The following is a 26,617-nucleotide window of genomic DNA, read 5'->3' as shown; positions in this document are numbered from 1 at the left end:
TAGAGCAGCTGACTCTTAATCAGCGGGTCGCAGGTTCGACCCCTGCATCATCCACTAAAAACCGTCTCACCCCGAGGCGGTTTTTTTCGTTTTTCCCTTGTTTTCGTTGTTTACAACAATATTATTATTTAACCATAACTTTGCTCCACGTAAAATGCTATATTGAAGTTGTAAAAAATTGTTTTTGAGGAATTTGGATTAATGAAGATTGTTCTGCCCGTCGCCGGTAACGGACTGCGTCTGCGGCCCTACACCGAGAATGTGCCGAAATGCCTGCTTCCTGTAGCCGGCAAGACTATTTTGGATTGGATTGTTGATGATTCCCTGAGCTTAAAGCCCTCGGAAACGATTTTTATTACGGGATATAAGGCCGAAGTTGTAGACACTTTTTTGACGACACGGCCTGCTTGGGGCAAGACCCGCACCGTGATCCAGTCCGACCCTCAAGGTCTAGGCGAAGCCATTAGCCTCGCTTTGCCTTTTGTGGGCGATGACGAACCTTTGCTGATTATCTTGGGCGATACCCTTTTCGAAGCAGACCTTTCCATTCTCCATAATGTGGACGAAAATATCCTTTATACCTATAAGGTCGGCGATCCTCGTCGTTTTGGCGTGGCCGTGACTGACGGTACTGGTCGCATTATGCGCCTGGTGGAAAAGCCCCAGCAATTTGTGTCTGACGAAGCCATTGTGGGCATCTATTACATCAAGGATACCAAGGCCCTTAAGCAGTGTCTCAAGTTCCTGATGGATAACAACATCCGCACCAATAATGAATTCCAGCTGACCGACGCCCTCCAGATGATGCTCGAGAGGGGTTGCCGCTTCCGTACGGCTCCGGTGCAAAAGTGGCTGGATTGCGGCCTGGCAGAAACCCTGCTGGATACTAACGCCCATGTGCTCAAGCGTGTTGACAATTCCGCCTCGGTGAACCTGCCGGGCGTGAAGGTAATCGCTCCGTGCTATATCGGAAAGGATGTCAAGATTGAAAACAGCACGATTGGCCCGAACGTGTCTGTGGGCGATGGCTGCGTCATCGAGAACAGCACCATCAGCAACGCCGTGCTGTGGGACGCAGTCAAGGTCAGCGGCCAGACACTTGATAATGTGATTATGCACGAGTAAGCCGATTGGCTTAGTCTCTAAAATTTAAAAGCACCCTTGAGGGTGCTTTCTTTTAATCGTCCTTTACGCAGCGGACATTTAGGCCGGTACCTTTGGTAAAGCGGTATCCTTGTGGCGAACCTGATACGACTCCGTTTCCGACCATTTCAAAGTGATGGATGTTGCTAGAGCTGTAATACTCTGAAGGAATGGTGGAGGCGACATACTTGATATAGGCGTAAGCGGTATCTGCATTTGTAAGGGATGAATCTTTATACCAGAGTCCTGCCAAACGGTGGTCGTAATCGAATGTACCGTTGTCCGTGCGTATGCCAGTACCCCTGAGTTCGAATAAGGTGACTCCATAGCCGCTACCACCATAGGGGTCCTGTTGCCAGTAGTCAAGGTCGCGTATTTCGGTGTAAGACAAGGCGCTCAACAAGTCACGGAACTCGTAGGCATCGGGAAGGTGCCAGCCCGTAGGACATGCTTTCTGTGCGGCATCCCATGTGTAGAGTCTTCCGAAGGTACTACAATTGCTATTTATATTCTGGTAACACCAGCTGTTTGGTGTCGCGTAGTTTAAATTGTCAATCATCCATGTCTGTTCTCCCAGTTTGATGGCTCTGTAGCTATATCCGGCAGGATCCGTAACTGTCGAATAGACGATAGACCAGTTTCCGTTGGTGCAGGTGTAAGTCTGCCCGGCGTAAGAGATTTTTTCGCTGCAGGGGGTTACTTCGAACTTTTCTTTTAATGAAATGTTTCTCCATACACCGTTTTCACATTTCTTGAAGTCGATGACCTCTCCGTCTCTTTTGTGGGTGCACATGCCTTCTGTGAGAGTAATCGGATCGAGAGTGACCCAGGAACGGTTTTGACATTGGTAGAGCTTGGTCATGCCGTCGTCGCACCCGACGTGACCTTCGTTGCTTATGTTGCAGCTCTGCACGCTGGTACCGACGACCATGGACCATTTGCCTTCGCTGCACATAAAGATGACCGGCTTTCCCTTCATAAAGGTACTGTCGTTGTCTGCGTTGCAGGGAGTGGTGTACAAGAGGTAATCGGTTTCGGTTGCGGATTCCCACCCGGTAGATTTACATTCGTAATACTTTGTACCACTCTTTATGACTTCGCCAATGTTCTTCTGGGTGCAGAATTTGCCGACTGTTTTTTCAAGTGCATTGTAGGCCCTCCAGGAGCCGTTGTCGCAAACTTTGCCCACCACCATGGTGTCTTGGGTGGTAGCGTCGCATTCTAGTCCGAATTGTTCCTTGATTGTCATTCGGACCCACTGGTATGTATTGTCCTGGGTCTTTTTGCATTCGTAGCCCAGGGAGTCCTTGTTGGGGTATATCCTGTGACTCAGGCTATCTGCGATGCACAAGGCGTAATAGTAGGAGAGCGAGTCGATGGTGGTCCATTTGTAATTAATGCATGCGTAGTAGGTCTTGCTGCTAGAGATTCTGTAGGTTGCGCCATTGTTTTTCTTGGTGCAGTAAGCCATGCTGCTGACGGGCGGTTCAGGGAGAACGTTCCACTTGAGGTTGAAGCAGGCATAGGTAATGGAATTGCTAACGTAGGTCTGGTCCTTGAGGGAGTCGGTGCAGGCCCCGTAATATTCTTCGGCGGTGGCCAAGCGCCAGGTTCCCTGGTCGCAAACGTACTTGTAGCTGCCCGAGGTCCTGATGCTGTCCTGTCTCTTGGCGTTGCATAAGCCGTAAGAAGTTTCGGCGGATGTGGCTGAACGCCAGGTGCCGTTTTCGCAGACGTAGCTGGAACTTGAGATGCGGAAGATGCTGTCCGTCTTGGAGCTGTTGCACTTGCCAAGAATATCGTCGGGCTTGGTGGTCGATGTCCAGGCGTAATCCTTGCAGATGTAATAGTAGCGGTTGTTTTCGTTCACGACTTCGCCAGAGCGGCTCTTGGTGCAAATGCCGAATTCTTTTTCTTCCGAAGAAAGGGTGTTCCAGTTGCCTTTGCGGCATACGTAGCTTTTTCCGCTGTAGAAAATGGAATCGCCGGCATTGGAGTCTTTGCATTCTCCGAATACGTCTGTAACGGTCTGTTTTTTCCAGGTCAGGGAGTCGCAGGTATACGACACGTTGTCCGCCGTGGCGGTTTTACCCTGTTTGTCTTTCGTGCAAAAACCGACTCGTACTTCTATCTCGGTCATTTCGCGCCATTCTTCGTCCTGGCAGACATAGAGGAAGTTCCTGAAGTATGAAGTCCATTCGTTTTTCTCGTTGCATTCGGGAATCTTGTGGACTTCCTGGAACCATTTGCCGTACATGCAACGGTACAGGTTTTCGTTCTGTTGTACGTAGGCCCTGTCGTAGTCGGAACAGCTATCGGGGAGGTCCGAAGTTTTCTTGACTGTCGTGTCTGCGGAGTAAAGCTGTTCGCTGCCGTTGAAGTCGCTGCTTGAGCTCAAATAGTCTTCGTCTTCGCTAGAAGACGAGCTGTTGCGGGAGCTTGAAGAGGAACTGTATTTGGTGATCGAAGACGAACTCCGATCGTTGAACGGACTATCGAAAAGATTGGTGCCGTAGTTGGAATCATCTCCGCCACATCCCACCAGTGCGGTGGCCGTGAACAAGAATGCGTATACAAAGGCGGCAGATAATCGCATAAATCCTCCTAACATCAATGTAAATTATAGAAAATGTTTAGGAGGATATAAACGGGAGAAATTTTGCTCAATAAACAAAAAAGACCTTCTTGAAGAAGGTCTTTTTAGCGGGATAGACGAGGCTTGAACTCGCAACCTCCGGCGTGACAGGCCGGTGCTCTAACCAAAATTGAGCTACCACCCCAGTGGTTTTTGTTTGGTCAGTTTCCTAACCGAACGAGCCAAATATAAAAAGAATATTCCCGCCTGTCAAGGGATATTGGCAAAAAAAGTGGAATTTTGATAAAAAAAGTCGAGTGCGTATAATCACATGTGCTTGAATAGCCTCTTGAAATAGGTGTGGGGATTACTTAATATTGTACTGGTGTTTTTTATTGAGGTGTTTGTCATGTTTGGACATCCAAAATTTGGTGTCGAAGTTTCTGAAAATGGTGGAACTTTGACACTCTCGTTGCATGGTGTAATTGAATCTTCGACAGCGGAAATTTTTGCAGCCGAAATGGCGTCTGCTTGTTCTAAATGCAAAAATATCGTTGCTGATTTTGACAAGGTCAATTTCATTTCTTCTGCAGGGCTCCGGGTACTTTTGACTTCGCAAAAGAAGATGAATGCCGAAAAGGGCAAAATGACGCTTATCAATTTGCATGAGGGCGTCCGTGATGTTCTGGAATTGACCGGCTTTATGAGCCTGCTGAATATCGCTTGATTATAAATTGAAAAATCCCCGCCACTTTTGAGTGACGGGGTGCTTTGTTAAAAATATTCTGCTAGAACTGCACCCGGTAGGGAATCGCCTTAAATTGTTTGCGGCCCTTGGTGTCGAAGTAATAATTTCGGCTGGGCTGTTTCATGCGTGCGACGGGGCGCTTGGCGATGGAAGTCGTGTGGCCATCGGTGTAGGTCATGAAATACTGGTCAATTCGATATTCCCTGACCTTTTCGAAGACAAATCCCGTTTCGTTCTCTTTAACCCTGTAGTAACGGTCGGTGAGTTCTCGGGTTTCCATATTGCTGGAGCTTGCGTCTTCTTTCATCTTGTAGAATTCGTGGCATACCTGTTTGTCGTCTTTGTCGTTCACAATGAAAGAATAACCGACTGTATCATTTGATGATGAAATGTTAAAACTAAATAGGGTGTCATTTTTCAGGTGAATTTCAGAAATATATTGCTGGTCTTTTGGGGTGAGTTCATGATAATTGGCTGTGGCACCATTCTTAAAAAATTTCATACGAACTTCTGTAACGCTAGCCTCATTTTCATCATCGCCTGGTTCTCTTAAAATGGCTTCTATAAGCGTTGTATCGCCGAGAAGGCTTTTGGTGTAAGCGATGCTGTTGTCTACAGCAGGGGAGTTGATGTCGTTTATCAGATAAAAGACGTTTGTATCCGATGTTAATGCACCTCGGTCTGTCATTTCGCGTTCAATTACAACTCGACCTTGCTCACGTATATATTTATAAGAACTGGAGTCCTCGCTATCGATGAAATCCACAAAGTATTTATCAATGATGACATCGTCTTCATTAAGGTAAAAACTGCCCTTGTCTTTCGAAAATAAGAAATGTCCTTCTGTACAAGTAATGGCATGGGCTGCCGCTGCCAACATCAAACTGAAAATGAAAAACTTCATGTTTTCCTCCATGTTATGGATAAAATATAAAAAACACCCCGTCACTTTTGGTGACGGGGCGTTTCTTGTAAAGGGAGATCCCCGCGTTAGCGGGGAAGACATTCCTTACAGGCTGATCAGGCCTTCAGTATCCTTGGACATCGCGTCGTAGAATGCGTAGCGAGCGTCCACTTCCTTCTGGAGGTCGTCGGCGAGCTTCTTGGCAACTTCCGGGTTGTTACGGGTGAGCTGCTTGTAGCGGTTTTCGGTGTAGATGTATTCTGCAACCGGGATCGTCGGCTTCTTGGAGTCGAGGATAAGCGGAGCCTTTCCTTCGGCGGCGAGAGCCGGGTTGTAGCGGAGCAGAGTCCAGTAACCGGAATCCACAGCCATCTTCTGGTGTGTAAGCTGGCTGTTGAGATCGAAGCCGTGGTTGATGCAGGGGCAGTAGCAGATAATCAGGGACGGACCATTGTGTGCTTCTGCTTCCTGGAGAACCTTCAGTGCCTGAGCGTCGTTTGCGCCGAGGGCGATGCGGCCCACGTACACGTTCTTGTAGCTCATGGCGATAAGGCCGAGGTCCTTCTTGCCGGCGCGCTTACCAGCGGCAGCGAAGAGGGCGACTGCGCCACGGTTCGTGGCCTTGGAAGCCTGTCCACCGGTGTTGGAGTACACTTCGGTATCGAGGACGCAGATGTTCACGTTTTCACCCGTGGCCATCACGTGGTCGAGACCACCGTAACCGATGTCGTATGCCCAACCGTCACCACCGAAGATCCACACGGACTTCTTCACGAGGTAATCGGCGAATTCGTCGCGGAGGCTTACAGAAGCTTCGTCGGTAGCACCGGCGAGGGCTGCCTTCAGGGCGGCGACGTTTTCACGCTGGGCCTTGATGCCGGCTTCGTCATTCTGCTCCTGGGTCGTGAGCTTTTCCTTGAGTTCGGCAGGAACGTTCACGGCTTCGAGGAGGCTCAAAGCCTGCTTGGCATGCTTCGTGATAGCGAGGCGCATACCGAGACCGAATTCAGCGTTGTCTTCGAAGAGGGAGTTCGCCCAAGCGGGGCCGCGGCCTTCCTTGTTCTTTGCCCACGGAGTGGTCGGGAGATTACCGCCGTAAATGGAGGAGCAACCCGTAGCGTTGGCGACAACCATGCGGTCACCGAACAACTGAGAAACGAGGCGGACGTAAGCGGTTTCGCCGCAGCCTGCGCAGGAGCCGGAGAATTCGAACAGCGGTTCGAGGAGCATGGCCTGCTTGACGAGGTTCTTGTTGACCTTGGTGCGGTCGAATTCCGGGAGATCGACGAAGAAGTCCCAGCACTTGCCTTCCTGGACCTTGATGGGTTCCTGCGGCACCATGTTGATGGCCTTCTTGGTTTCGTCGGCCTTGTCCTTACCGATACAGGCCTGCGTACAAACGCCGCAACCCGTACAGTCGTAGCTGGACACGGAAATAGCGAACACCGGCTTGTCGGAACCTTCGAGCTTGAAGCCCTTGGCCGGGGTGTACTTGAAGCCTTCCGGAGCGTTCTTCACGGCGGCTTCATCGACAACCTTCACGCGGATGGCTGCATGCGGGCAGACCATGGCGCACTTGCCGCACTGCACGCAAGCGTCCGGATTCCAGGACGGGATGTTGAGGGCGAGGTCGCGCTTTTCGTACTTGGTAGTAGCGGTCGGGAACACACCGTCGCAAGGCATCTTGGAAACGGGGAGCTGTTCGCCGTTGCCCTTGATGATTTCGGCAGTGACTTCGTTCACGAATGCCGGAGCGTTGCCGTGGATCGGAGCGCGGAATTCCTTCTTGCTGGTGACAGCGGACGGAACCTTGACTTCGAACAGGTTGGCAAGAGAAGCGTCGATAGCGTCCCAGTTCTTCTGGACCACTTCCTGACCCTTCTTGGCGTAAGTCTTTTCGGCATACTTCTTGATGTACTTGATGGCGGTTTCGGCATCGAGCACGTTACCGAGCTTAGAGAAGAAGCAGGTCTGCATCACGGTGTTGATGCGGCGGCCCATGCCGGTCTTCGCGGCAACGGCGTAAGCGTCGATCACGTACACCTTGAGTTGCTTCTTGATGATGGCTTCCTGCACCGGACGCGGGAAGGTATCCCAGACGGTGTCGGCGGAGTGCGGGGTGTTCACGAGGAACGTAGCACCGACCTTGGCATACTTGAGCATGTCGATGGATTCGAGATGCGGAGTATGGTGGCAAGCCACGAAGTCAGCTTCGTTTTCACCAATCAGGTACGGGGCGTCGATGATGCTCTTACCAAAGCGGAGGTGAGAGGTGGTCATGGAGCCGGACTTCTTGGAGTCGTAAACGAAGTAGCCCTGAGCGTAGTTGTCGGTTTCGTTACCGATAATTTTGATGGAGTTCTTGTTGGCACCCACGGTACCGTCGGAACCCAGACCGAAGAACATAGCCTGGAAGAAGTCGCTTTCCAGCTTGAAGTTCGGGTCGATGGTGAGGCTTGTGTGGCAGACGTCGTCGTTGATACCGACGGTGAAGCGTGCCTTCGGAGCGTCCTTGGCAAGTTCGTCGTAAATGGCCTTGACCATAGCCGGGGTGAATTCCTTGGAGGAAAGACCGTAGCGGCCGCCGATCATCTTCGGCATAGCCATCTTGCCGGCCATCACGGCTTCGGAAATAGCGGTCAGGGCGTCCTGGAAGAGCGGTTCGCCAGCGGAACCCGGTTCCTTGCAGCGGTCGAGGACGGCAATCTTCTTGACAGTCTTCGGGAGGGCAGCAACGACGGCTTCCATCGGGAACGGACGGTACAGGCGGATGTTGACGAGACCGACCTTTTCGCCCTTGGAGTTGAGGTACTTGACGGTGTCACCGATGGTGCAGGTCGAAGAACCCATGGAAATAATCACGCGGTCAGCGTCGGCGGCACCGACGTAGTCCACGATGTGGTACTGACGGCCAGTGTAGCTAGCGACCTTGTCCATGTACTTCTGGACAATTTCCGGGACCTTGTTGTAGAACGGGTTCACCGTTTCGCGGCCCTGGAAGTAGACGTCCGGGTTCTGAGCGGTACCGCGCATGGTCGGACGGTCCGGAGTGAGGCAGCGTTCGCGGCAAGCCTTCACATACTTTTCGTCGATAACGTTACGGATAACGCCGTCTTCGAGAGCTTCGATCTTCATCACTTCGTGAGAGGTACGGAAACCGTCGAAGAAGTGCATGAACGGAACGCGGCTTTCGAGGGTGGAAGCGTGGGCCACGAGAGCGAGGTCCTGGCATTCCTGCACGCAGCTGGAGGCGAGCATGGCGAAACCGGTCTGGCGGCAGGCCATCACGTCGGAATGGTCACCGAAAATAGAAAGACCCTGCATGGCGAGGGCACGAGCAGTCACATGGAAGACCGTGGGGGTCAGTTCGCCCGCAATCTTGTACATGTTCGGGATCATCAGGAGAAGACCCTGGGAAGCGGTGAAGGTCGTGGTCAGAGCACCGGCCTGCAGAGCACCGTGAACGGTACCGGCAGCGCCACCTTCGGACTGCATTTCAAACACGCGGGGAACCTGTCCCCAAATATTCTTCTTACCAGCAGCACTCCAGTTGTCGGCGTGCTCAGCCATAGGACTAGACGGTGTAATCGGGTAAATAGCAGCAACTTCGCTAACAGCAAACGCTACGCTAGCGGTGGCCTCGTTACCGTCACACGCAATCATCTTTTTTGCCATGTGTGTGTCTCCAGTTATGAGTTTTATTTCAAAAAAAATTCTGATTTAAAAGCGCCTTTAGCCCATTTGGAGCCAAAAGTGAAAAATCCAAGATGAAAAATATAAAGATTAAAACGATTTGAACAAGGAATTTTTGAAAAAATCCCTAAATGAAGCCCATATATATGTTAAAACCCGTGCTGATGCAATTTCTATATTGTGGTCGATGAACTACTTAGCCCTTGATTATGGTGAACACCGCGTCGGAGTGGCCTTTGCCGATTCCGAATTCCGCATGGCTTTTTCGCGTGAAACGATTGACCAGAAGACGACAAATCTGTTTGTCCGCCTCGATGAATTGGTCAAAATCAACAAAATTGACGCATTTGTAGTGGGGATGCCCTACCATCCGGATGGCCGTACCGATGGCAAGAATGTGGTGGTGGAGAAGTTCATCGAGGACTTGAAACTGCGTTTCCCGAACCTTCCGGTGTACACGCAGGATGAATCCTATTCCAGCGTCCAGGCGCAGGAACGCACCGCCCATTTCAGTAAAAAGAAAAAGCAAAAGAATAAGGCGGTGATCGATCAACTCGCCGCCGCCATTATTCTCCAAAGATGGTTGGATGAACAATCTTAAGTTGTCATGCCCGATTTGATCGGGCATCTCTTTTATTCCTTGTATTTCTTGATAATCACGACACCGTTGTGGCCGCCGAACCCAAGTGAGGCGGAGGCCGCGACATCGATGTTGCCCGGCACGCCCTTGTTCGGCACGTAATCCAGGTCGCAATCGTCATCGGGGCAATCCAGGTTGATGGTCGCGGGGTAGAAGGAGTCGCGAATCGCCAGCGTGGAAACGATGGCTTCGCAGACGCCTGCAGCACCCACGCAGTGGCCGGTCATGCTCTTGGTGCTGGACACCTTGATCTTGTAGGCGTGTTCGCCCAGCGCAATCTTGAGCATGGCTGTTTCGGTAGAATCGTTCAAATGAGTCGAAGTACCGTGGGCATTGTAGTAGTCAATGTCCGTGGGGGCAATGCCTGCGTCCTTGATGGCGCGGGTGAGGGCCTTGGCACAGGTTTCTCCACCCGGGCGCGGGCTCGTGATGTGGTAAGCATCGGCAGAGGCACCGTAGCCGGCGAGTTCGGCGTAAATCTTGGCGCCGCGGGCCTTGGCGTGTTCCAATTCTTCGAGAACGAGCACGGCACCGCCTTCACCCATCACAAAGCCGGAACGGTCCTTGTCGAAGGGGCGGCTGGCCTTTTCGGGGCAGTCGTTGAACTTGTCGGTAAGGGCGTGCATGCCTGCAAAGCTCTTGATGCTATAGTCGGTAATTCCGCTTTCGGAACCGCCGGCAAGGCAGATATCCAAACGGCCGGAACGTACGGCGTCGAGGGCAACGCCGATGGCGTCGGTACCGGAGGCGCAAGCGGTGCAAATGGTGTGGGCGAGACCCGTGATGCCGAGGGCGATAGACACGTTAGCGCCTGCTTCGTTCGGAATCAGCTGGGGCATAGCCAGCGGGGAAACCCTGCGCTTGCCGCCGTCCATGTACTGCGTGTAGGTAGAATCGATAATGTCCATACCGCCGAGGCCCGTACCGGCAACGATACCGGTAGTGTCAGCGGCCAGATCTTCGGCAGAAAGCTTTGCGTCGGCCACAGCTTCCTTAGAGGCGGCGAGCAGGAACTGCGTGAAGCGGGCCATGCGGCGAGCTTCCTTGGGGTCAATGCCGTGTTCTTCGGGCTTAAAGTCCTTCACTTCGGCTGCAATCTTCACCGGGTTGGTGCTTGCATCGAACAGGGTAATGGGGCCTACGCCGCACTTGCCCTCTTGAATGGCCTTCCAAAAATCAGGAATGTTCTTTCCAATGGGAGTCACGGCTCCCATGCCAGTGATAACGATACGTCTTCTAGTCATGAATTTTAAATGGTTTTTGGTTAATCTTCTTTCTTTTCGGTTTCCGGAGTGGTTGCGGCATTGGTGGCTTCCTTAGCGGCGGCTTCGTCCTTATCCTTGTCACGGATAGAGGCGCGGCGGATCTTTCCGCTGATGGTCTTCGGCAGTTCCGACACAAAGTCAATGATACGCGGGCTCTTGTAAGAGGCGGCCACGTTCTTGGCGAACAGCTGGATTTCCTTGGCCAAATCCTTGGAGGCTTCGTAACCCTTCTGGAGCACCACGGTTGCCTTCACGGCCTGGCCGCGGGACTTGTCTTCTACGCCGGTCACGGCCACTTCGAGCACAGCGGGGTGCTTGTGGAGCACTTCTTCCACTTCGAAGGGGCTAATGCGGTAGCCGGAACTCTTGATCAAGTCATCGGTTCGGCCTACGAACCAGAAGAATCCATCCTTGTCGCGGGTGGCGGTATCGCCGGTATGGTAAACGCCGCCTTCAAAGACTTTTTCGGTGCGTTCTGCGTCGCGGTAGTAGCCGCCGAACATGCCAAAGGGCTTGCCTTCGTCAATCTTGATGATGATTTCGCCGACTTCATCGGGACCGCAGCTCTTGCCTTCGGCATCCACGATGTCCATGCGGTAACCGGGGGAGGGCTTGCCCATGGAACCCGGGCGGCTTTCCATCCATTCGAAGTTGCCGGTAGTGAGCGTCAGTTCCGTCTGGCCGTAGCCTTCGTGGAGCTTGAGGCCCGTCTTTTCAAAGAACTTCTTGTAAATGTCCAGGTTCAGCGCTTCGCCGGCGGTGGTGCAGTACTTGAGGCTCGAAAGGTCGTACTTTTCGACGCCGTGCTGCAAAATGTAGCGGTACACGGTGGGCGGCGCGCAGAAGGTGGTCACCTTGTATTCCTGCATTTTTTCCAGGAGCTTACCCGGAATGAACACGTTCATATCGTAGGTGAATACGGCAGAACCGGCAATCCACTGTCCATAAATCTTGCCCCAGAGAGCCTTGGCCCAACCCGTTTCGGCAACGGTCAGGTGGCGGCCTCCGTCGACCACGTTCTGCCAGTACTTGGCGGTCACGATATGGCCAAGGGGGTAGCTGAAGGTGTGGGCAACCATCTTGGGGTTGCTGCTGGTGCCACTGGTAAAGTAGACGATCATGATGTCGTCGTTGTGGGTGGCTTCTTCGCCGGTCGGGCGCGGGAAACTGGGCGAGCAGATTTCGTATTCGTCGTAGAAGTTGATCCAGTCCTGGCGGGATTGGCCGATGGTTACCAGCTTTTCTACGATGTGGGTGTGCTCGCGGGCTGTTTCGATTTCTTTTTGGAGCGAGGGGTCGTCGTACGAAACCACCATCTTGATGTCGGCGGCCTTGAAACGGTATTCCAGGTCTTCGGCGGCCAGCATGTTGGTTGCCGGAATGGCGATGGCACCGATGCGGTGCAGAGCCAAAAGGAAGAACCAGAATTCATAGCGGCGGCGCAGAATAAGCATCACGCGGTCGCCCTTCTTGACGCCCTGATCCTTCAGGAAGTTTGCCGTGCGCTGGGAGGCGATGGAAAGGTCCCTGAAGGTGAAAATGTGGCTTTCGTCGTTGTCATCGACCCAGACTAAAGCTTCGCGCTTGGGTTCGGTCTTGGCGTATTCATCGACCACATCGTAGGCAAAGTTAAAGTCTTCGGGGATTGTCAGCTTAAAGTTGTTGTACAGGTCCTCGTATGAGGTGTACTCTGTACGTTCTAGAAATTTGTTGAGTATCATCGTGTGTCTCTCCCGTGGTACTACAAATCACCGTACATGATTTTTTCGCGCTTGGCAGAGGCGAATTTAACAAGGGAAAGCAGGTTCTCTTCACCCATGGCTTGCATGTCGCCTGCGTGGAACACCAAGCGCGGTGTGCCGCGGTAGAGCAAAATGGCGAGTCTAGAGAAAATCTGCATGGCACCGAGCAGGGGCTTCGGAATCACCGAGAAGGTGAGAATCTGCGAGAAGGCCTGCTTCACGCGGTTTCCGACCTTGCGGTAGATATAGAACATGTCTTCGTAGAAGTTGAACTGTTCAAGAACCTGCTTCTTGAGGTGCTTGTTGTCCAGCCATACCGGGGCAATGAAGCCTGCCGGGCGGCCAAAGCCGTGGGCCTTCCAGAGGGCGATGCTTCGGTTCAGAAGCATCTGGGAAAGTTTCTTGTTGAGTCCGGCGAATTCGGCCCCATTGTTAGAAATGGAGAGGGCGAACTTGCCTATGGGGTTACGCTTGATAAACAGGTCGGCGTTATGACGGACTCCGTGGAGCAAGATTTCATAGCCTTCTTGCACGAACTTGCCGATTTCTTCGCGGAAAGCGTCTGCTTCGGATTCAGGAACACCTCCGATAGAGGGTACCACGGCAATCGAAATGGGGGAACCGGCTGCAGCGGCAATCTTGCGGATTTCTTCGGCAGATTTCTTGCAGTTCTTCACATTGAAATTATGGTAGCACAGCAGATACTTTTTCTTCTTGTGCAAAATTTCTTCGGCGGCGCGGATGTCAGCGATGTCCTTATTGATTTCCATAGGGATAACCTGGTTGAGGTTGTTTTTCGCCCATATATATAGAAAATATGGCTAGAAAAGACTTGTTTGAAGGGGCTCGTTTTGGGAGGATGTCATCCCCGCGGAAGCAGGGATCTCTGTTTTTGGCGATTCTTGAGCGTTTTCGGCATCTGCGTAAGCAATTTGTGCCAAAAGCCAGGCTTCATCATGCACAGGAATGCCCAGTTCGTTGGCCTTGGTGAGCTTGGAACCAGCGGCTTCGCCGGCCAAAACCCAGCTGGTTTTCTTGCTCACGGAGCCGCTGACTTTGCCGCCGTTTTCTTCGATAAGCTTGCGGGCTTCGTCGCGGTCCATGTTGGGGAGGGTGCCGGTAATGACGGCTGTTTGACCCTGGAACAGGGTCTTGACGACGCCCTTGAATTCGGTGGGGCAGCCGAGGGCTACGAGCTCGTCGACTTCGTTGGTGTAGCGCTCGGTGTGGAAAAAGTCGTAGACGGATTTTCCGATGCGTTCGCCGACGTCGGTGACGTTTTGCAGGTCTTCGACGGTGGCGGTACGGATCGCCTCGAGGTTGCGGAAATGCTTGGCCAAGTTTCGGGCACTGGTGCGGCCCACGAAGCGGATGCCGAGACCGTGCAGCAGATTTTCGAGGCTACGCTCCTTGGAGGCGGCAATAGCGTCGAAGACGTTTTTGGCGCTCTTCTTGGCCATGCGTTCCTGGGATTCCAGGTCTTCGAGGGTGAGGCGGTACAGGTCCGGAATGCGCTTGATTTTGCCCGTGGCAATGAGGCTTGCGATCAGGGCGGGGCCCAGGTTTTCGATGTTCATGGCCTCGCGGCTCACGAAATGCTCAAAGAGGCATTGCACTTGTGCTGGGCAGTGCATGTTTTCGCAGCGGAGAATGACTTCGCCATCGATGTGGGTAAGCGGCTCGCCGCACACGGGGCATTTTTCAGGGGCGGTCACAGGGACGGCCCCGGCCGGGCGAAGCTCTTTCTTGACGTCGGTGATTTTCGGGATGATTTCGCCGCCCTTCTCGACGCCGACGGTGTCGCCGAAGTGGAGGTCCAGGCGGGCGACTTCGTCAAAGTTGTGGAGGGTGGCGCGCTTGACCGTGGTGCCTGCGAGGCGTACGGGGGCGAGGTTTGCTACCGGAGTCACGGCCCCGGTGCGGCCCACCTGAAATTCCACGGAAAGAAGCGGGGTGTAGGCGCGCTCGGCCTTGAACTTGTAGGCGATAGCCCAGCGGGGGCTCTTGCTGGTGGTACCCAATTCGCGCTGCATGGCAAGGTCGTTCAGCTTCACCACCATGCCGTCAATTTCGAAGGGGAGGCTGTCGCGGCTAGCACCGATGTCTTCGGAAATCTTCATGATCTCGTCGACGGAATCGGCCTTCCAAAAATCATTCGTATGGAACCCGAGCCTTTTCAACTGCTGCAGGTTCTCTTCGTGGGTCGCGTTGTTGCTCTGCGGAATGTGGTAGGCAAAGAAACGCATCGGTCGCGTCTTGCATTCGGCAACGCTCTTGAGCTTGAGGGATCCCGAAACCGTGTTGCGCGGGTTCTGGAAAATCTTCTTGCCTTCTAGAATGAACTGCTCGTTCAGCCGTTCAAAGGCTTCGCGTTCCATATAGACTTCGCCGCGGACTTCGAAGGTGCCCTGCGGAATTTCGCTGGGGTCAATCTTCAGCTTCTTCGCGTCCAAAGTTTCGGGAATGTCAGCAATCGTGAGCGCGTTCAAGGTCACGTCATCGCCCTGCACGCCATCGCCACGGGTGGCCGCTTGCTTCAATCTTCCGTTTTCGTAAACAATCGAAAGCGACACCCCGTCAATTTTACGTTCGCAAATCCATTTTTTAGACACGTCATTGCGAGCGGAGCGAAGCAATCCACCCTGAGTCGATTCGTCTAAACTTGCAATTCCATCTTCAGCCGCTTTCACGAATTCAGCCATTTCTTCGGCACTGTACACGTTTGCAATGCTGAGCATGGGCACAGCGTGGGTGACCTTCGCAAAGTCGTTGGTGAGGTCGCTACCTACGCGTTGGGTCAGGGAATCTTTGCCGCGCAGCTCTGGGTACTTGACTTCGAGAGCTTCCATCTCCTTGAGACCGAAGTCAAAATCCTGGTCGCTCATGGGCGAAATGCCGTCTTTATAATACAGGCGGCTAGCTTCTTCCAGTTGTTTCTTCAGCTCAAAATATCGGGTGCGGTCAATTTCTTTCTGGTCCATACTTACCAATATAGCAAGTTTATGGGCTTAAAAGAACATTTTGACGCCGATGCCGATTAAGATAACGCCTGCGACGATTTCAGGAATCTTGGTCTTGAATCGTTTGGCGGTATGGCGACCAATTTCGTAGCCCACAATGCCCATGATAAAGCTGGCAAGGGCAATGGCGCTGGTGGCAAATACCATGTTGGCGTTGATGAATGCAAACGAAATCCCGACGGCAAAAGCGTCGATGCTTGTGGCAACGGACAAAAGCAGAATGTTTGCGACGGTCAAGTTCTTGGCGGCAATCTGTTCGCCTTCTTCTTCGCCCGCATCTCCACGGATAGCACCCCAAATCATGCGCCCGCCTAAGATGCAGAGGATGGTGCAGGCGATGGGTGTGCCCACTGCATTGAACCAGCGTTCTGCAAAGCCACCCAGGAAAAATCCAAGCAATGTCATGCCGCCCTGGAATACGCCGAAACTCACAGCCTGCATAAAGGCGCGGCTGTAGCGGATTCCTGATTTGGCAAGACCTGTAGAAACGGCGACTGCGAAGCAATCCATGGCTTCTACAATCGCGATAATGATGATTTCAACAATGCTCATTTTACTTTGTGAACTTGTAGCGGCCCAGCAAATCGAAGTAGCGAGCCTTGGGCGAAATCTTTACCGGAGCGCGGCGCTTGTTGATGGCGGTAGTGCCGGTGGGGTAAATCATGAAAATTTCTCTGAAGGCTTTTTCATGACTAAGCACAATGGAATAACCGTTTTCTTTAGGATGATAAACTAGTGTGTCAATTAAAGAATCATTTTCGTATTTGTAGCATTTTTTATCATCTTTGGGATCTTCTACAAAGTAAGTGAATTCTGTTTTTTGTTCATACCCATGACTGTTGTTGTCGGTGTTTTTTTCTACAAGTGTATCGTTTCTAAAAAAAAATTCAGTTAGATATTCCAAAGGTTTGTGATCAAGACTATAGCTTAAATTAGCTATGTATGAATTTGTGACCTTATAATAGTCTTCTTGTTCAAAAGAACCATTGTAACTGAACTTTAGATGCCAAATACTTGTGTCACCGGATGTTGAATCTGAGAATAGTATTTCAATGCCATTTCCAGAAAGAACACTTTCGTCCTTAGAATATATGTAATAATACGTCTCAGCATATTCATAATTTATGTCGCCAACATAGCCGTCAATTTCTTTTTCAAGATAACCATTGTTGTAGATGCGTTTTTTAAATATTTCTTGTGCGTATTCTAGTGTATCTGAAACCTTTAAAGTCTGAGAAGAAAAAACAGAATCAATATGCGGTTTATCCTTTGGAATATAAAGGCTTGGCTTGGATATTTCAAATACCGCTTCGGTGCAAGTATTCGCGCTAGCATAAATTGCCATAATCATTAGGCTAAATAGAATCTTTTTCATTTGTGTCTCCTACACGTAAAAATAAAAACATATATTTGATATGTGGGGTTTTTGCCCTGTAAGGATGGTGTTTTAGTGAATTTGCGCGTTGCAGCAATTGTATTTGGAGTGGCATGTACGCTTTTTGCGGTAGATGCTGTTACGAATTTGTCCGTGCTTCCGCCGGTTACGCCCGAATTAAAACGCGACGCCCAAGAATATTACAATAACGAATGTAAGGCCTGCCACCGCTGGGCACGCAAGTTTGCTGCACCCCCGATGCGGGACAATGTGGCAAATTACGCTGAAAATCCGGAAGGCATGGTGCGTTACCTGATGCACCCCACACCGCAGCACCCCGAACAGTGGCCTGCCATGGACATCACTCCGCTGACGGAAGATCAGGCTAAAATGATGACGGCCTGGCTCCTGTACATTTTAAAGAATCCAGATGACCCGGGGAGACCGAAATGACGTCTTTCAAGTGGGCATTGCTTGTATTTGGCGTCGTTTTCGCATTTTTCTTGGCGGATTTCTTGATGGGGGAGCCGAGTGTTCCTGAACATGCTCCGGGCCCGATTCCCTTTGACCACGCCTTGCACGGTGATTCTATCGGCATGGATTGTGCCGCTTGCCATACGGGTTCCCGTTCGGTAAAGAACGCCTACATGCCATCGAAGGCGGATTGCATGGACTGCCACCGCCTACCGCTTACCGAAAATCCGGGAATTGAAACGTTGGATTCCATGCTGGCCAAAGCCGATGACCAGCCTTGGTCTCACAAGCGCCTTTTGCCGGAACATGTGGTGTTCCATCATGGCGTGCATGCTGCGGCTGGGGTCGCTTGTAGCGACTGCCATGGTGAGGGCCACAGGCTGAACCGTTACGGCGGCGAAAAATTTGACATGCAGACCTGCCTCATGTGCCATCGCGGGCAGACTTTCAAAGAAAAAGGCTTTAAACCGGCGGCCACGTATTGCGCCGCTTGCCACCGCTAGCGCTTGAAGGTATCTTATGGGTATGGATCGTCGCGAATTCATCAAGAGTTGCTCGCTGGTGGCAGTCATGGGGCTCCTGTTTGGGTGCCGCAAGATTCCCTTTAGCGAAGTGGCGGGCGACCTTCCTAGCCTCAAGCGTTTCGAAGACGAAGTCAAGCTCGCCATGTCTCAGGCGAAAAAAACGCTGGACCTCGTGAAAATTCCGACCCCGGGTGCTCTCAAGATTCCGGGAGCCTCGCCCCAGAATCGTTTCGGGATGGCTATCGATTTAGACTTGTGCGACGGCTGCGGCGAGTGTATTCTGGCCTGCAACCTCGAAAATAACGTGCCGCTAGTGCCTGCTGAAGACGCTGCACGCAACCGCTTTATGCACTGGATCGAAATGCGCAGCGACGCCCCTTTCATGTGCGCTCATTGTGGCAACGCCCCTTGCGAGCGCGTATGCCCGACGGGGGCTGCTAACCACACTCCCGATGGCCTCAGCGCCATGATGTACAAGCGCTGCACCGGAAGCCGTTTCTGTGGCGCGAACTGCCCGGCTCAGGCCCGCAAGTTCAATTTTAACGATGCTCAAAAGCTGGGGCTTGCTCGCCAATTCAACAGGGAAGTCCCGCTCCGCGACCAGGGCGTCATGGAAAAATGCAGCCTGTGCCTGCACCGCCTGCAAAACGACCGCCTCGCTTTCAAGTCAAAGCTTAACGTCGGTGCAACAACTCAAGACGCCGAGTGGCGTGGCCGCGGTGTCAAAACCGCTTGCGCCGAAGCTTGCCCCAAAAATGCAATCATCTTTGGAAACTGGTTAGACGATAAATCTCCGCTGGTAAAGCTTACCAAGAACCGCGTCCTTTACGCGCCCCGTGAGCTTGCGAACCTTGATCCTTCCGTGGTATTTATGCGGGGGAGGCGCTGATGTTCAAGTACTTGATGCTTGCAGGGCTTGCGCTGTTCTTGCCGGGCGTGTATGCGCTGGGTTATTCGATTTATCAGGGTCCTTTTGCCTGGATGGTGGATTCTCGTACCTTCTGGGGTACGCCTATCAGCCTGTTTGTTTTCTGGATTGGGCTTGCCCATGCCGGCACGCTCCTGTCGGCGATTTTCCTCGCGCTGGATATCAAGTTGGATCGTCGCACGGCCTTGATTGCGGAACTATCTACGCTGGTGAGCCTCGTGTTTGCGGGAATCTTCCCGCTGATGCATTTAGGCGTCATCGATAACTTCTACATGGTGGCCCCCTTCCTCGATGCCCGCGGCAACTTCGCCAACGTGCGGTCGCCTCTGGTTTGGGACTTCTGCTGCATTGCGGTGTACGCGCTTTTGTCGCTGCTGTTCTTTGGCGTGCATTTGAAATCCCGCGAGAACCCGCTGCTGGAACGTTACCGCAAGCCCTTGGCGTGGCTCTTGTTCCCGCTGGTGCTCTGGGTGCATACGGTGGTGAGCTTGGATTTTGCGACGACATTTGTGCCGGAGTGGCGCGGGGCGTTCTTCCCGGTTTACTTTATCGCGGGGGCAATCCTTTCTGGCCTTGCGCTCATGAACCTTTTGATTTGCGCTGAAGGTTACCGCGTACGCCTCTTGGAACGCCTGCAACTCATTTGCACCTGGGTTCTCTGCGCCATCTGGATTTGGGATTTGATGCTCAAAGGCTCCATTTGCACGTGGGCTCTGGTATTTGCCGGAATTCTTCCTCAGTTCCGTATGGTTTCGATTATTCGCGAAAACAAGTGGGGCCGAATCGCTTTCTCCGTGAGCATCTTGGTAGGTCTTTTCCTTGAAAGAGTTTACATCGTTTCGCCGGAATTTGGCTTGCAGGCATCGTCGCCCTTTAATTGGATCGACTGGGGGCTTGTGGCGTTCTCGGTGGGCGGATTTGTGTTGCTTTTCTTCGGAATTCGCCGTTTCTTGAACCGCAATATGGAAGGGGCTGGCTCTTACTTTGGCGAAGTCGATGGAACCGATTTGGCCGAAGCGGAGCAAGAAGAACTTGAAAAAGAAAATTCTACGGGTTTGCGCGGCGTTGTAAAACCTAAAAAAGGCTTCTACATTCAGCCCTGGTCTTCAGAAGAATACTATGTGCTGCGATTCCCCTTGCTAGTGGGTTTTGCGGCAGCGATTCTGTTTGTGGTTTGGGCTTGGGGGCAAAGCGTTTTTGCCAATGTGGATCTTTCCATTGCCAACGTGATTCCGCTCTTGTATCCGATTATTGCAGCGGTGACTGCCGTTACTCTGTGCATCCGTGCGTATCTGGTGGAAAAATCTTTCGTCATGACCCGCCGTGAAAAAACGCTGTGCATGGTGCTGTTTGTGCTGCTGGCGGCCTGTTTGGGAGCCTTCTTTGCGGGCGGCGCTTCGCAAAAATCCAATGAATCCCAGGCCTCGTTAACGATTGCCTCCCTGAACCATAGCCAAGATTCTAAGTTCATTTGGAATGCCCGCTGTGCCACGTGTCATGGGACAGACGGCCGCTTCAATGAAAAATTTGTCCGGGAGTTTTACCCGCTTCCTCAAAAGTTGAGTGTGCAAAGGCTCGATAGCTTGGGCGTCGATTCCCTTGTTAAAGTTATCTTGAATGGCCGTGTCAACATGAACCCCTATGCGGGCCGCTTGACTCCTGAAGAAGCCCTTGGGCTGGTGAATTATATGCGGCAGCTTGCCGAAACGCTTGCCAAAGAGTCGGCTCCCGAATCGGTAAAGGAGGGTGAGTAATGACTCCTCTTGCCAATTCACTTTCTTGCCTGATTGCTCTCGGTTGCGCCATGTTCTTGTGGCGCAAGGGCTCGTCGCCGTACCGTAATGGAGCGCTTCTTGCCGGATTCCTGGTTCTGTTTAGCCTGTTCACATATCTTGCCGGTGACATCTCTGCGGATCCGACACTGGAGCATTACCCATTCCGCATGCTGGCTTTGTGCCTTTGCCTCTCGACCACGTCGCTGCCCCTTTACCGCAGGCGTTACCTGGTGCTGTCGCAATCGCTCTGGTGCTGGATTGAACTCTTTGGCGGTATTGCCTTGTATTACCGCGGCATCGATATCGCTTGGACCCGTATCCTTGCGGTCTTGGGGATGACTCTTTGCAGTACGTTCCTCTCGAAGATTTCGAAAGAGATGGAATTCTGCCTGATGGTCTTCTGGCTCGCCGTCTGGGTATTCTTCTAAAGTCATCCTAGACGCAAAGCAGTCAGGATCCATATATTTCAATTTAAACTTGTTCTAAATAGAGACTTCTTTTAAATATTCTGCACGGAACTTCGAGAGCGCAGTTGCCTTGTCTCGCTTGAACTGCCGACGTTTCTTGTCCTTGTCGAATCCCAGGAATTTGGGAATCGTAGTCAGATGACGGAACGTGAACCCTATCAAGAAAGAGATGGGGAGCGTTTTGTAGTAGATTTCCCACAACGGAGCGACAGCGTTTTTATCCTTCAAATAAAGCCCGTTTACAAGGCTTGCCGAGTCACTTTCCAAAGTCGTCACCAGGTAGGGAACGCTGAACATTTTTCCGCCGGCATGAGCCATGCGGAGTGCATAATCCATCAGCCTGAATTCTGGAGGCAATTCCATGTCGAACTGGCCCGTGCGTTGGATGATTCGGCTTGAAAATACGGCAATCAAGGGATTCGATGCAGCCACATACCGCATCTTCTCGTTTTCAGAAATCGGAGCAAGGCCCTTGGCTCCATTAAGCAGCAACCCACCGTAAAAATGCCCTTCGAATTTCAATCTCGGAGCGAAGGCGTCTACCATGGGGAACCCTTCGATGACCTCGGCCAAGTTGTTCAGAAAGTCGCGGTCGATTTTTGCTGCGGGGTAGGCGAAAACCACCCATTCGGCATCTATGCTTTGTAGGGACTGGTTCCAGTCTGAATTACGAAACCACCCTAAAGCAGGGTCTTCAAAAGGGGGAATCCATTTAACAGAGGGAGAGGCGTTTTCTTCAAGTACAATGACGTCAAACTGCCGCATCGCACACCTGAATTAGAAGTTCACTCGAACTCCGAGCCTGTGCTCGTGGCCCATTCCTTCGGCCAGGTACGAAAATCCGTAATCCAGCGAGAAAAGGTCCATGGCGTAGCCGAGACCGGCGCTCAACATGTGGGCGTTGTTGGTTTCGTCCGGGCGGTCTTCAGAGGCCATGAGTTCCTTGGCGTCGCGAATCAAGTCAAGCCAAGTGCGTTGAAAACCGGCGCGAATAAAGAAGTGCTGGCCCAGGGCGTATTCGCCACCCAAGCTCAGGAATGCTTCTTGGTATCGCGGAAAGTCGCTATCTGCAAAGACCGTCAGGCGGGGGAGCAGCTTGGGTCTGAAGTAGGTTGCAATGGCAAAGGTTTGGGACATGGGGTAGTATTCGTCATCGCCGTCGTCCACATAGTCTCGAAGCAGGCATCCGAAATCACGTGCCATCAAGGCTAAACCGTAACGATTGCTTTGGGACTGCCAGGAAATACCCCAGTCAAAAGCTGCACCCAAGGCGGTACGGTCTCCAGATTCGTCTGTCAGTTTATCGGATGCGAACTTGAGCGTCGCACCGAAACGGAAATGCTTCATCGGGAAGGCGAAGGTGGCTGTAGCCAGCTGGCTGAAGGGCTCGTATGCCTTGCCTGTAGCTTCGCCGTATTCGTCGTAACCGTCGATGCTTCCGTAAGAAAGCCAGTTGTAGGATACCTGGAAAATATACTTGTCGATATGCCCGGTGTAGTAGATGCTGCCCTGATTTTCGGCCATGTCACCTGTCTGCCAGTGAACCGATGCAATGTGGTTCTTGTTTTCGGGCATAATGATGGCGGCCGGGTTCAGCTGCGTGATGGTCGGGTCGGTGGAAACTCCGGCACCGGCAGATTTTTCTAGTGCAGCATTGCGGGGGCTATCAAAGGTATTGATGAAAGAAAACACTTCTTGTCCGGCATCGCCTTGAGTGAAATAGGCATGGCTTGCTACAGGGATTGCGAGTAGTGCCGAGACCGTTGTCAGAAAGTGTTTGAAATTCATGATTGAAATTTACAAATATTGTTGCCCTGCGGGCGGAAAAATCCTCAAAAAAGCGTTAATTTTTACGTATAAAAGGGGATTTTGCCTTTACAAAAGACGAAACGTTTAATATATTTGGGTGCGTTCGGGCTACTAGCTCAGTTGGTAGAGCAACGCCCTTTTAAGGCGTGGGTCGAAGGTTCGAGCCCTTCGTAGCTCAGGAAACCGGTTCTGATTTATCAGAATCGGTTTTTCTTTTTTGAGAATTTGTTGTTCAACGACAATTTTTTTGTTATATTTGTGCCACTCGGGGTGTAGCTCAGCCTGGTAGAGCGTCTGCTTTGGGAGCAGAATGTCGTCAGTTCGAATCTGGCTACCCCGATACGAAAAAGGACCCCTGTAGGGGTCCTCTTTTCGTATCTAAGGTACGCCAGATCGAACTGCGAAGTCAGTTCGACAAAATTAGCCTATGCACGAACAGCGAGAGTGCGTAAGGCGAATTTTGCGCTACGCCTATTGGCGTAGCCCGTAGGGTTCGCGCCGCTCGGCAAAGCCGAATAGCGGCAAGAACGAATCTGGTTACCCCTGCGCCGAAGGCGCTCCAAAACTCATAAACAATTTTGGGCGGTCATTGACCGCCCGCTCTGTTTTAAACCAGTTTCCTATCCGCAATCCACTTCCTCACGGCTTCTTCAGCTCTTGCCGCAAGAATCTCTTTTTTATTTTTTTTCTTGAGGCCCTCATGGTGGGGAAGCAGCCCGAAATTAAAGTTCATGGGCTGGAAGTCTTCGTTTTCTTCCACCAGACGGTTCATCAGCGACCCGATGCAACTTTCGTCGGGCAGTGGGTCTGCGTGTCCGTGCAAAAGGGTCTGCGCCATGTTCCAGGCGGCATACCAGCCGGTAGCAACCGCTTCGGTGTAGCCTTCGCTTCCGGTAATCTGGCCTGCAAACCATGTAGGCGGAATTCCCTTGGCGCATTCAAGATCCGGACGCAGGCGGAGCGTTTTATCCAGGAACTTGGGTGATTCTATGAAGGTATTGCGATGCATGCAGCCCAGGCGCGCAAACTTTGCATTGCGCAGTGCCGGCACCATGGTGAAGATTTCTTTCTGCGTACCCCACTTGAGGCGCGTTTGGAAACCCACCATATTGAACAAAGTCTTTTGCTTGTTCTCGGCGCGGAGCTGAATCACGGCATACCACAAATGACCGTCGTTTCCAAGCCCAAGCCCTATGGGGCGCATGGGCCCGTGGCGTAACGTTTCGTAGCCACGACGCGCCATTTCTTCCACTGGCAAGCAACCTTCGAACAACTCGTTCTTTTCGAAGGGGCGAGGTTCCGTGCTTTCGGCTTCGCAAAGCTTGCGCACGAATTCGGCGTAGGTTTCCTTGTCCAGCGGGCAGTTGATAAAGTCTGCCGTTTCGCCCTTTTCCCAGCGGTTGCGGTAGAAGGCGTGATTAAAGTCGATACTGTCCGTTTCAATAACGGGAGCGATGGCATCGAAAAAGTGCAAACGGTTGCTGCCGAGACGCTTGAAAATGTCGTCGGCCAGCGTATCACTTGCCAAAGGCCCTGCGGCCACCAGAGTGGGGCAGTCGCCTTCCAGGCTTGTAACTTCTTCACGATGTAACGTGATATTCGGGGATTCCGCGATCTTTTTCTCGACAGATTCGCTAAAGATGTCGCGGTTCACCGTCAGGGAATCGCCTGCAGGTACGGCTGCCTCACGGGCAGAGTCCAGCAAAAAGCTCCCCAGCATGGTGAGTTCCTGTTTCAAAAGGCCGTGGGCACTAGTAATGCCCAAAGCCTTAAAGCTGTTGGAACAAACTAATTGGGCCAGGTGGCCGTCCTTGTGGGCGGGCGTCGGCTTGACCGGGCGCATTTCGTACAAATCCACCTTAAAACCGCGGCTAGCGAGTTGCAAAGCCGCTTCGCATCCGGCGAGTCCTCCGCCGATTACACGTACGCGTTCATTCATTAATTCATCACCGTCTTGCGGTAATTCTTGGCGTTTCCGATCCAGAGCTTTACCAAAAGTTCTTCCAGCGAGGCCGAAGTCACGAACTCGGGGTCGGCGTCCTGAATCTCGTCAGAAATCATATTCGCTTGCGTGGGGTTCAGCATGCCGTAATAGAGCGCTTCCATAAGCTGCGACAGGAATTCCGGTGACACGCGTGCCACGTATTCCATGTCGTTGAGCGGCGGAAGCTGGCTCTTGTCCGGACTGAACTGGTCCAGGTTGTCCATGGTCCACAAATCAGCGGCCTTACCCATGTCGGCGGTCATGGCAACCCTTTTAATAGCGGAACGGTATTCGTCCCACTCTTTCGCGGTTGTCTTGCCGGCTTTGCGAATCTTCTTCAGAAAGCCAAGGACCGTGTAATACAGATCCTTTTCTCGCTGATTGATTTCCCTTTGGGAGGTAGGAACCATAGGCGACCCTTAGTGGCGGAAATGCCTCATGCCGGTGAACACCATGGCCACGCCAAGCTTGTCGCAAGCTTCGATGGAAAGGTTGTCCTTCTTGGAACCACCCGGCTGCACGATGTACTGGACGCCAGCCTTGGCAGCGGCTTCCACATTGTCCGGGAACGGGAAGAAGGCGTCGGAGCCCATGACGACTTCGCTGAACACCTTCTTTTCCAGAGCCTTGAGACCAGCCTTGTCGATGCACTTGCCCTTTTCGTTGAAGAACTTCTGGGCGGCCTTCATGCGGGCCACGTTGTCACGGACGCGGGGCTGGCAAAGACGGAGGTTGGAATCGATGCGGTTCGGCTGGCCGGGGCCAAGGCCGATGACCTGGAAGTAGCCGCGGGCGTATTCGTAGCCCATGACGATTGCGTTACTCTTGGTGTGCTTGGTCACGATCCAAGTGAAGCGGGCGAGGGCTTCCTTGTTCTTTGCGAACTTCTTCTTGGTGACGCATTCGAACTTTTCGTAAACGTCGACGTCGCGGTCCTGGACGAGCATGCCGCCGATGACGTGCTTGTAAACTTTCATCTTGGTGGCTTTCTTGATCTTGCCAACTTCAAGGAGACGAATGTCCTTGGACTTGTTCTTCAAAAATTCCAGAGCGTCCTTGTCGAATGCCGGAGCGAGAAGGATTTCAACGAACTTGCCCTTCAGGAATTCGGCGGTCTTCAGATCCACCTTCTGGGTAACGGCGATGACGGAACCGAACGCCGACACCGGGTCACCTGCCCAAGCAGCTTCCATGGCGTTGCGGAGGGTCTTGCCGGTAGCAAGGCCACAGGGGTTCATGTGCTTTACGATAACAACGGCATTTTCTTCTGCGAATTCGCGGGCCATTTCGAGGGCGGCGTCAGCGTCAACGATGTTGTTGTAAGAAAGTTCCTTACCCCAGAGCTGCTTTGCGGTAGCGAGGCTTGCTTCGGTGCAGGTCGGGTCGCGGTAGAACACTGCGGACTGGTGGGAGTTTTCGCCGTAGCGCATCGGCACGGGGTCTACGAATTTCAAAACGAGTTCTTCGGACATAAGGTTTCCTTTGTTGTTTTCAAACTTTAATATAAAAACTATTTGTTAGATCCCCGCTTGCGCGGGGGATGACATGGGG

The 26,617-nt window shown here is 52.3% G+C and carries 22 protein-coding genes and 3 tRNA genes; 10 read left to right on the top strand and 15 right to left on the bottom strand.

Annotated features, from left to right (window positions below):
* Nucleotides 1-201: 201 nt before the first annotated feature.
* Nucleotides 202-1,125 (top strand): sugar phosphate nucleotidyltransferase, encoded by a 924-nt coding sequence (locus ACJMNB_RS10825; protein ID WP_405342317.1) that lies wholly within the window; start codon nucleotides 202-204, stop codon nucleotides 1,123-1,125.
* A 52-nt stretch (nucleotides 1,126-1,177) separates the two neighbouring features.
* Here ACJMNB_RS10825 and ACJMNB_RS10820 read toward each other — a convergent pair whose 3' ends face one another.
* Nucleotides 1,178-3,739, bottom strand: coding sequence for an FISUMP domain-containing protein (locus ACJMNB_RS10820; RefSeq protein ID WP_405342315.1), 2,562 nt, complete (start codon nucleotides 3,737-3,739; stop codon nucleotides 1,178-1,180).
* A 108-nt stretch (nucleotides 3,740-3,847) separates the two neighbouring features.
* Nucleotides 3,848-3,923 (bottom strand) — tRNA-Asp (locus tag ACJMNB_RS10815).
* A gap of 204 nt (nucleotides 3,924-4,127) precedes the next feature.
* Between ACJMNB_RS10815 and ACJMNB_RS10810 the strand changes: the two genes are divergently transcribed.
* Nucleotides 4,128-4,445, top strand: coding sequence for an STAS domain-containing protein (locus ACJMNB_RS10810; RefSeq protein WP_405342313.1), 318 nt, complete (start codon nucleotides 4,128-4,130; stop codon nucleotides 4,443-4,445).
* A 61-nt stretch (nucleotides 4,446-4,506) separates the two neighbouring features.
* Here ACJMNB_RS10810 and ACJMNB_RS10805 read toward each other — a convergent pair whose 3' ends face one another.
* Entirely contained in the window at nucleotides 4,507-5,370 is an 864-nt protein-coding gene (locus tag ACJMNB_RS10805) for a hypothetical protein (protein ID WP_405342311.1), read from the bottom strand.
* Between the two features lie 105 nt (nucleotides 5,371-5,475).
* Nucleotides 5,476-9,045, bottom strand: a complete 3,570-nt coding sequence (nifJ, locus tag ACJMNB_RS10800; protein ID WP_405342309.1) for a pyruvate:ferredoxin (flavodoxin) oxidoreductase — start codon at nucleotides 9,043-9,045, stop codon at nucleotides 5,476-5,478.
* 205 nt (nucleotides 9,046-9,250) lie between these two features.
* On the opposite strand from nifJ, the gene ruvX reads away from it, so the two are divergent.
* Nucleotides 9,251-9,664: a Holliday junction resolvase RuvX gene (gene ruvX, locus ACJMNB_RS10795; protein ID WP_405342307.1), complete on the top strand. Its 414-nt coding sequence runs from the start codon at nucleotides 9,251-9,253 to the stop codon at nucleotides 9,662-9,664.
* Between the two features lie 32 nt (nucleotides 9,665-9,696).
* Here ruvX and fabF read toward each other — a convergent pair whose 3' ends face one another.
* Genes fabF through ACJMNB_RS10765 form a run of 6 tightly spaced genes read right to left on the bottom strand, consistent with a single transcriptional unit; the run spans nucleotide 9,697 to nucleotide 17,105 of the window.
* Nucleotides 9,697-10,947, bottom strand: coding sequence for a beta-ketoacyl-ACP synthase II (gene fabF / locus ACJMNB_RS10790; protein ID WP_405342305.1), 1,251 nt, complete (start codon nucleotides 10,945-10,947; stop codon nucleotides 9,697-9,699).
* Nucleotides 10,948-10,967: 20 nt separating this feature from the next.
* A complete protein-coding gene (locus ACJMNB_RS10785; RefSeq protein ID WP_405342303.1) occupies nucleotides 10,968-12,689 on the bottom strand; it encodes an AMP-binding protein in 1,722 nt (573 codons plus the stop codon).
* A gap of 20 nt (nucleotides 12,690-12,709) precedes the next feature.
* Entirely contained in the window at nucleotides 12,710-13,480 is a 771-nt protein-coding gene (locus ACJMNB_RS10780) for a DUF2334 domain-containing protein (RefSeq protein ID WP_405342301.1), read from the bottom strand.
* 51 nt (nucleotides 13,481-13,531) lie between these two features.
* Complete coding sequence (ligA, locus tag ACJMNB_RS10775; protein WP_405342299.1) at nucleotides 13,532-15,691, bottom strand: NAD-dependent DNA ligase LigA; 2,160 nt, start codon at nucleotides 15,689-15,691, stop codon at nucleotides 13,532-13,534.
* Nucleotides 15,692-15,718: 27 nt separating this feature from the next.
* On the bottom strand, nucleotides 15,719-16,282 hold the full coding sequence (locus ACJMNB_RS10770; RefSeq protein WP_405342297.1) for a manganese efflux pump MntP family protein: 564 nt from the start codon (nucleotides 16,280-16,282) through the stop codon (nucleotides 15,719-15,721).
* Nucleotide 16,283: 1 nt separating this feature from the next.
* Nucleotides 16,284-17,105, bottom strand: coding sequence for a hypothetical protein (locus ACJMNB_RS10765; RefSeq protein ID WP_405342295.1), 822 nt, complete (start codon nucleotides 17,103-17,105; stop codon nucleotides 16,284-16,286).
* 108 nt (nucleotides 17,106-17,213) lie between these two features.
* Here ACJMNB_RS10765 and ACJMNB_RS10760 point away from each other — a divergent pair, with 108 nt between their 5' ends.
* The 5 genes from ACJMNB_RS10760 to ACJMNB_RS10740 are packed head-to-tail and all read left to right on the top strand — an operon-like array spanning nucleotide 17,214 to nucleotide 21,234.
* Entirely contained in the window at nucleotides 17,214-17,558 is a 345-nt protein-coding gene (locus ACJMNB_RS10760) for a c-type cytochrome (protein ID WP_405342293.1), read from the top strand.
* On the top strand, nucleotides 17,555-18,082 hold the full coding sequence (locus ACJMNB_RS10755) for a cytochrome c3 family protein (RefSeq protein ID WP_405342291.1): 528 nt from the start codon (nucleotides 17,555-17,557) through the stop codon (nucleotides 18,080-18,082). The genes ACJMNB_RS10760 and ACJMNB_RS10755 overlap by 4 nt, the downstream gene beginning before the upstream one ends.
* Nucleotides 18,083-18,104: 22 nt before the next feature.
* A complete protein-coding gene (locus ACJMNB_RS10750; RefSeq protein ID WP_405342289.1) occupies nucleotides 18,105-18,992 on the top strand; it encodes a 4Fe-4S dicluster domain-containing protein in 888 nt (295 codons plus the stop codon).
* Complete coding sequence (gene nrfD, locus ACJMNB_RS10745) at nucleotides 18,992-20,785, top strand: NrfD/PsrC family molybdoenzyme membrane anchor subunit (RefSeq protein WP_405342287.1); 1,794 nt, start codon at nucleotides 18,992-18,994, stop codon at nucleotides 20,783-20,785. The genes ACJMNB_RS10750 and nrfD overlap by 1 nt, the downstream gene beginning before the upstream one ends.
* Nucleotides 20,785-21,234, top strand: coding sequence for a hypothetical protein (locus ACJMNB_RS10740; protein WP_405342285.1), 450 nt, complete (start codon nucleotides 20,785-20,787; stop codon nucleotides 21,232-21,234). The genes nrfD and ACJMNB_RS10740 overlap by 1 nt, the downstream gene beginning before the upstream one ends.
* Before the next feature lie 54 nt (nucleotides 21,235-21,288).
* Here ACJMNB_RS10740 and ACJMNB_RS10735 read toward each other — a convergent pair whose 3' ends face one another.
* Both ACJMNB_RS10735 and ACJMNB_RS10730 read right to left on the bottom strand, forming a co-directional pair.
* Nucleotides 21,289-22,038, bottom strand: coding sequence for a hypothetical protein (locus ACJMNB_RS10735; RefSeq protein WP_405342283.1), 750 nt, complete (start codon nucleotides 22,036-22,038; stop codon nucleotides 21,289-21,291).
* A 12-nt stretch (nucleotides 22,039-22,050) separates the two neighbouring features.
* Nucleotides 22,051-23,061, bottom strand: a complete 1,011-nt coding sequence (locus ACJMNB_RS10730; protein ID WP_405342281.1) for a hypothetical protein — start codon at nucleotides 23,059-23,061, stop codon at nucleotides 22,051-22,053.
* A gap of 126 nt (nucleotides 23,062-23,187) precedes the next feature.
* Here ACJMNB_RS10730 and ACJMNB_RS10725 point away from each other — a divergent pair.
* Together ACJMNB_RS10725 and ACJMNB_RS10720 are read left to right on the top strand one after the other, a co-directional pair.
* Nucleotides 23,188-23,260: transfer RNA gene (locus tag ACJMNB_RS10725), tRNA-Lys, on the top strand.
* A gap of 88 nt (nucleotides 23,261-23,348) precedes the next feature.
* Nucleotides 23,349-23,422: transfer RNA gene (locus ACJMNB_RS10720), tRNA-Pro, on the top strand.
* 267 nt (nucleotides 23,423-23,689) lie between these two features.
* On the opposite strand, the gene trmFO is transcribed toward ACJMNB_RS10720, so the two are convergent.
* From trmFO to ACJMNB_RS10705, 3 genes are read right to left on the bottom strand one after another with little or no spacing between them, the layout of a single operon-like run.
* Nucleotides 23,690-25,021, bottom strand: coding sequence for a methylenetetrahydrofolate--tRNA-(uracil(54)-C(5))-methyltransferase (FADH(2)-oxidizing) TrmFO (trmFO, locus tag ACJMNB_RS10715; protein ID WP_405342279.1), 1,332 nt, complete (start codon nucleotides 25,019-25,021; stop codon nucleotides 23,690-23,692).
* Complete coding sequence (locus tag ACJMNB_RS10710; protein ID WP_405342277.1) at nucleotides 25,021-25,476, bottom strand: hypothetical protein; 456 nt, start codon at nucleotides 25,474-25,476, stop codon at nucleotides 25,021-25,023. The genes trmFO and ACJMNB_RS10710 overlap by 1 nt, the downstream gene beginning before the upstream one ends.
* A 9-nt stretch (nucleotides 25,477-25,485) precedes the next feature.
* The gene (locus ACJMNB_RS10705; RefSeq protein ID WP_405342319.1) at nucleotides 25,486-26,571 is read right to left on the bottom strand and encodes an IMP cyclohydrolase; all 1,086 of its coding nucleotides are present in this window, start codon (nucleotides 26,569-26,571) and stop codon (nucleotides 25,486-25,488) included.
* Between the last annotated feature and the right edge of the window lie 46 nt (nucleotides 26,572-26,617).

This window comes from Fibrobacter sp. (assembly GCF_045131395.1).
Lineage (GTDB): Bacteria > Fibrobacterota > Fibrobacteria > Fibrobacterales > Fibrobacteraceae > Fibrobacter.
This window is presented reverse-complemented; position numbering and strand designations above follow the sequence as displayed.

Coding starts and splice junctions, on each gene's coding strand:
- ACJMNB_RS10825 (WP_405342317.1), top strand. CDS start 202: ATGAAGATTGTTCTGCCCGTCGCCGGTAACGGACTGCGTCTGCGGCCC.
- ACJMNB_RS10820 (WP_405342315.1), bottom strand. CDS start 3,739: ATGCGATTATCTGCCGCCTTTGTATACGCATTCTTGTTCACGGCCACC.
- ACJMNB_RS10810 (WP_405342313.1), top strand. CDS start 4,128: ATGTTTGGACATCCAAAATTTGGTGTCGAAGTTTCTGAAAATGGTGGA.
- ACJMNB_RS10805 (WP_405342311.1), bottom strand. CDS start 5,370: ATGAAGTTTTTCATTTTCAGTTTGATGTTGGCAGCGGCAGCCCATGCC.
- nifJ (WP_405342309.1), bottom strand. CDS start 9,045: ATGGCAAAAAAGATGATTGCGTGTGACGGTAACGAGGCCACCGCTAGC.
- ruvX (WP_405342307.1), top strand. CDS start 9,251: ATGAACTACTTAGCCCTTGATTATGGTGAACACCGCGTCGGAGTGGCC.
- fabF (WP_405342305.1), bottom strand. CDS start 10,947: ATGACTAGAAGACGTATCGTTATCACTGGCATGGGAGCCGTGACTCCC.
- ACJMNB_RS10785 (WP_405342303.1), bottom strand. CDS start 12,689: ATGATACTCAACAAATTTCTAGAACGTACAGAGTACACCTCATACGAG.
- ACJMNB_RS10780 (WP_405342301.1), bottom strand. CDS start 13,480: ATGGAAATCAATAAGGACATCGCTGACATCCGCGCCGCCGAAGAAATT.
- ligA (WP_405342299.1), bottom strand. CDS start 15,691: ATGGACCAGAAAGAAATTGACCGCACCCGATATTTTGAGCTGAAGAAA.
- ACJMNB_RS10770 (WP_405342297.1), bottom strand. CDS start 16,282: ATGAGCATTGTTGAAATCATCATTATCGCGATTGTAGAAGCCATGGAT.
- ACJMNB_RS10765 (WP_405342295.1), bottom strand. CDS start 17,105: ATGAAAAAGATTCTATTTAGCCTAATGATTATGGCAATTTATGCTAGC.
- ACJMNB_RS10755 (WP_405342291.1), top strand. CDS start 17,555: ATGACGTCTTTCAAGTGGGCATTGCTTGTATTTGGCGTCGTTTTCGCA.
- ACJMNB_RS10750 (WP_405342289.1), top strand. CDS start 18,105: ATGGATCGTCGCGAATTCATCAAGAGTTGCTCGCTGGTGGCAGTCATG.
- nrfD (WP_405342287.1), top strand. CDS start 18,992: ATGTTCAAGTACTTGATGCTTGCAGGGCTTGCGCTGTTCTTGCCGGGC.
- ACJMNB_RS10740 (WP_405342285.1), top strand. CDS start 20,785: ATGACTCCTCTTGCCAATTCACTTTCTTGCCTGATTGCTCTCGGTTGC.
- ACJMNB_RS10735 (WP_405342283.1), bottom strand. CDS start 22,038: ATGCGGCAGTTTGACGTCATTGTACTTGAAGAAAACGCCTCTCCCTCT.
- ACJMNB_RS10730 (WP_405342281.1), bottom strand. CDS start 23,061: ATGAATTTCAAACACTTTCTGACAACGGTCTCGGCACTACTCGCAATC.
- trmFO (WP_405342279.1), bottom strand. CDS start 25,021: ATGAATGAACGCGTACGTGTAATCGGCGGAGGACTCGCCGGATGCGAA.
- ACJMNB_RS10710 (WP_405342277.1), bottom strand. CDS start 25,476: ATGGTTCCTACCTCCCAAAGGGAAATCAATCAGCGAGAAAAGGATCTG.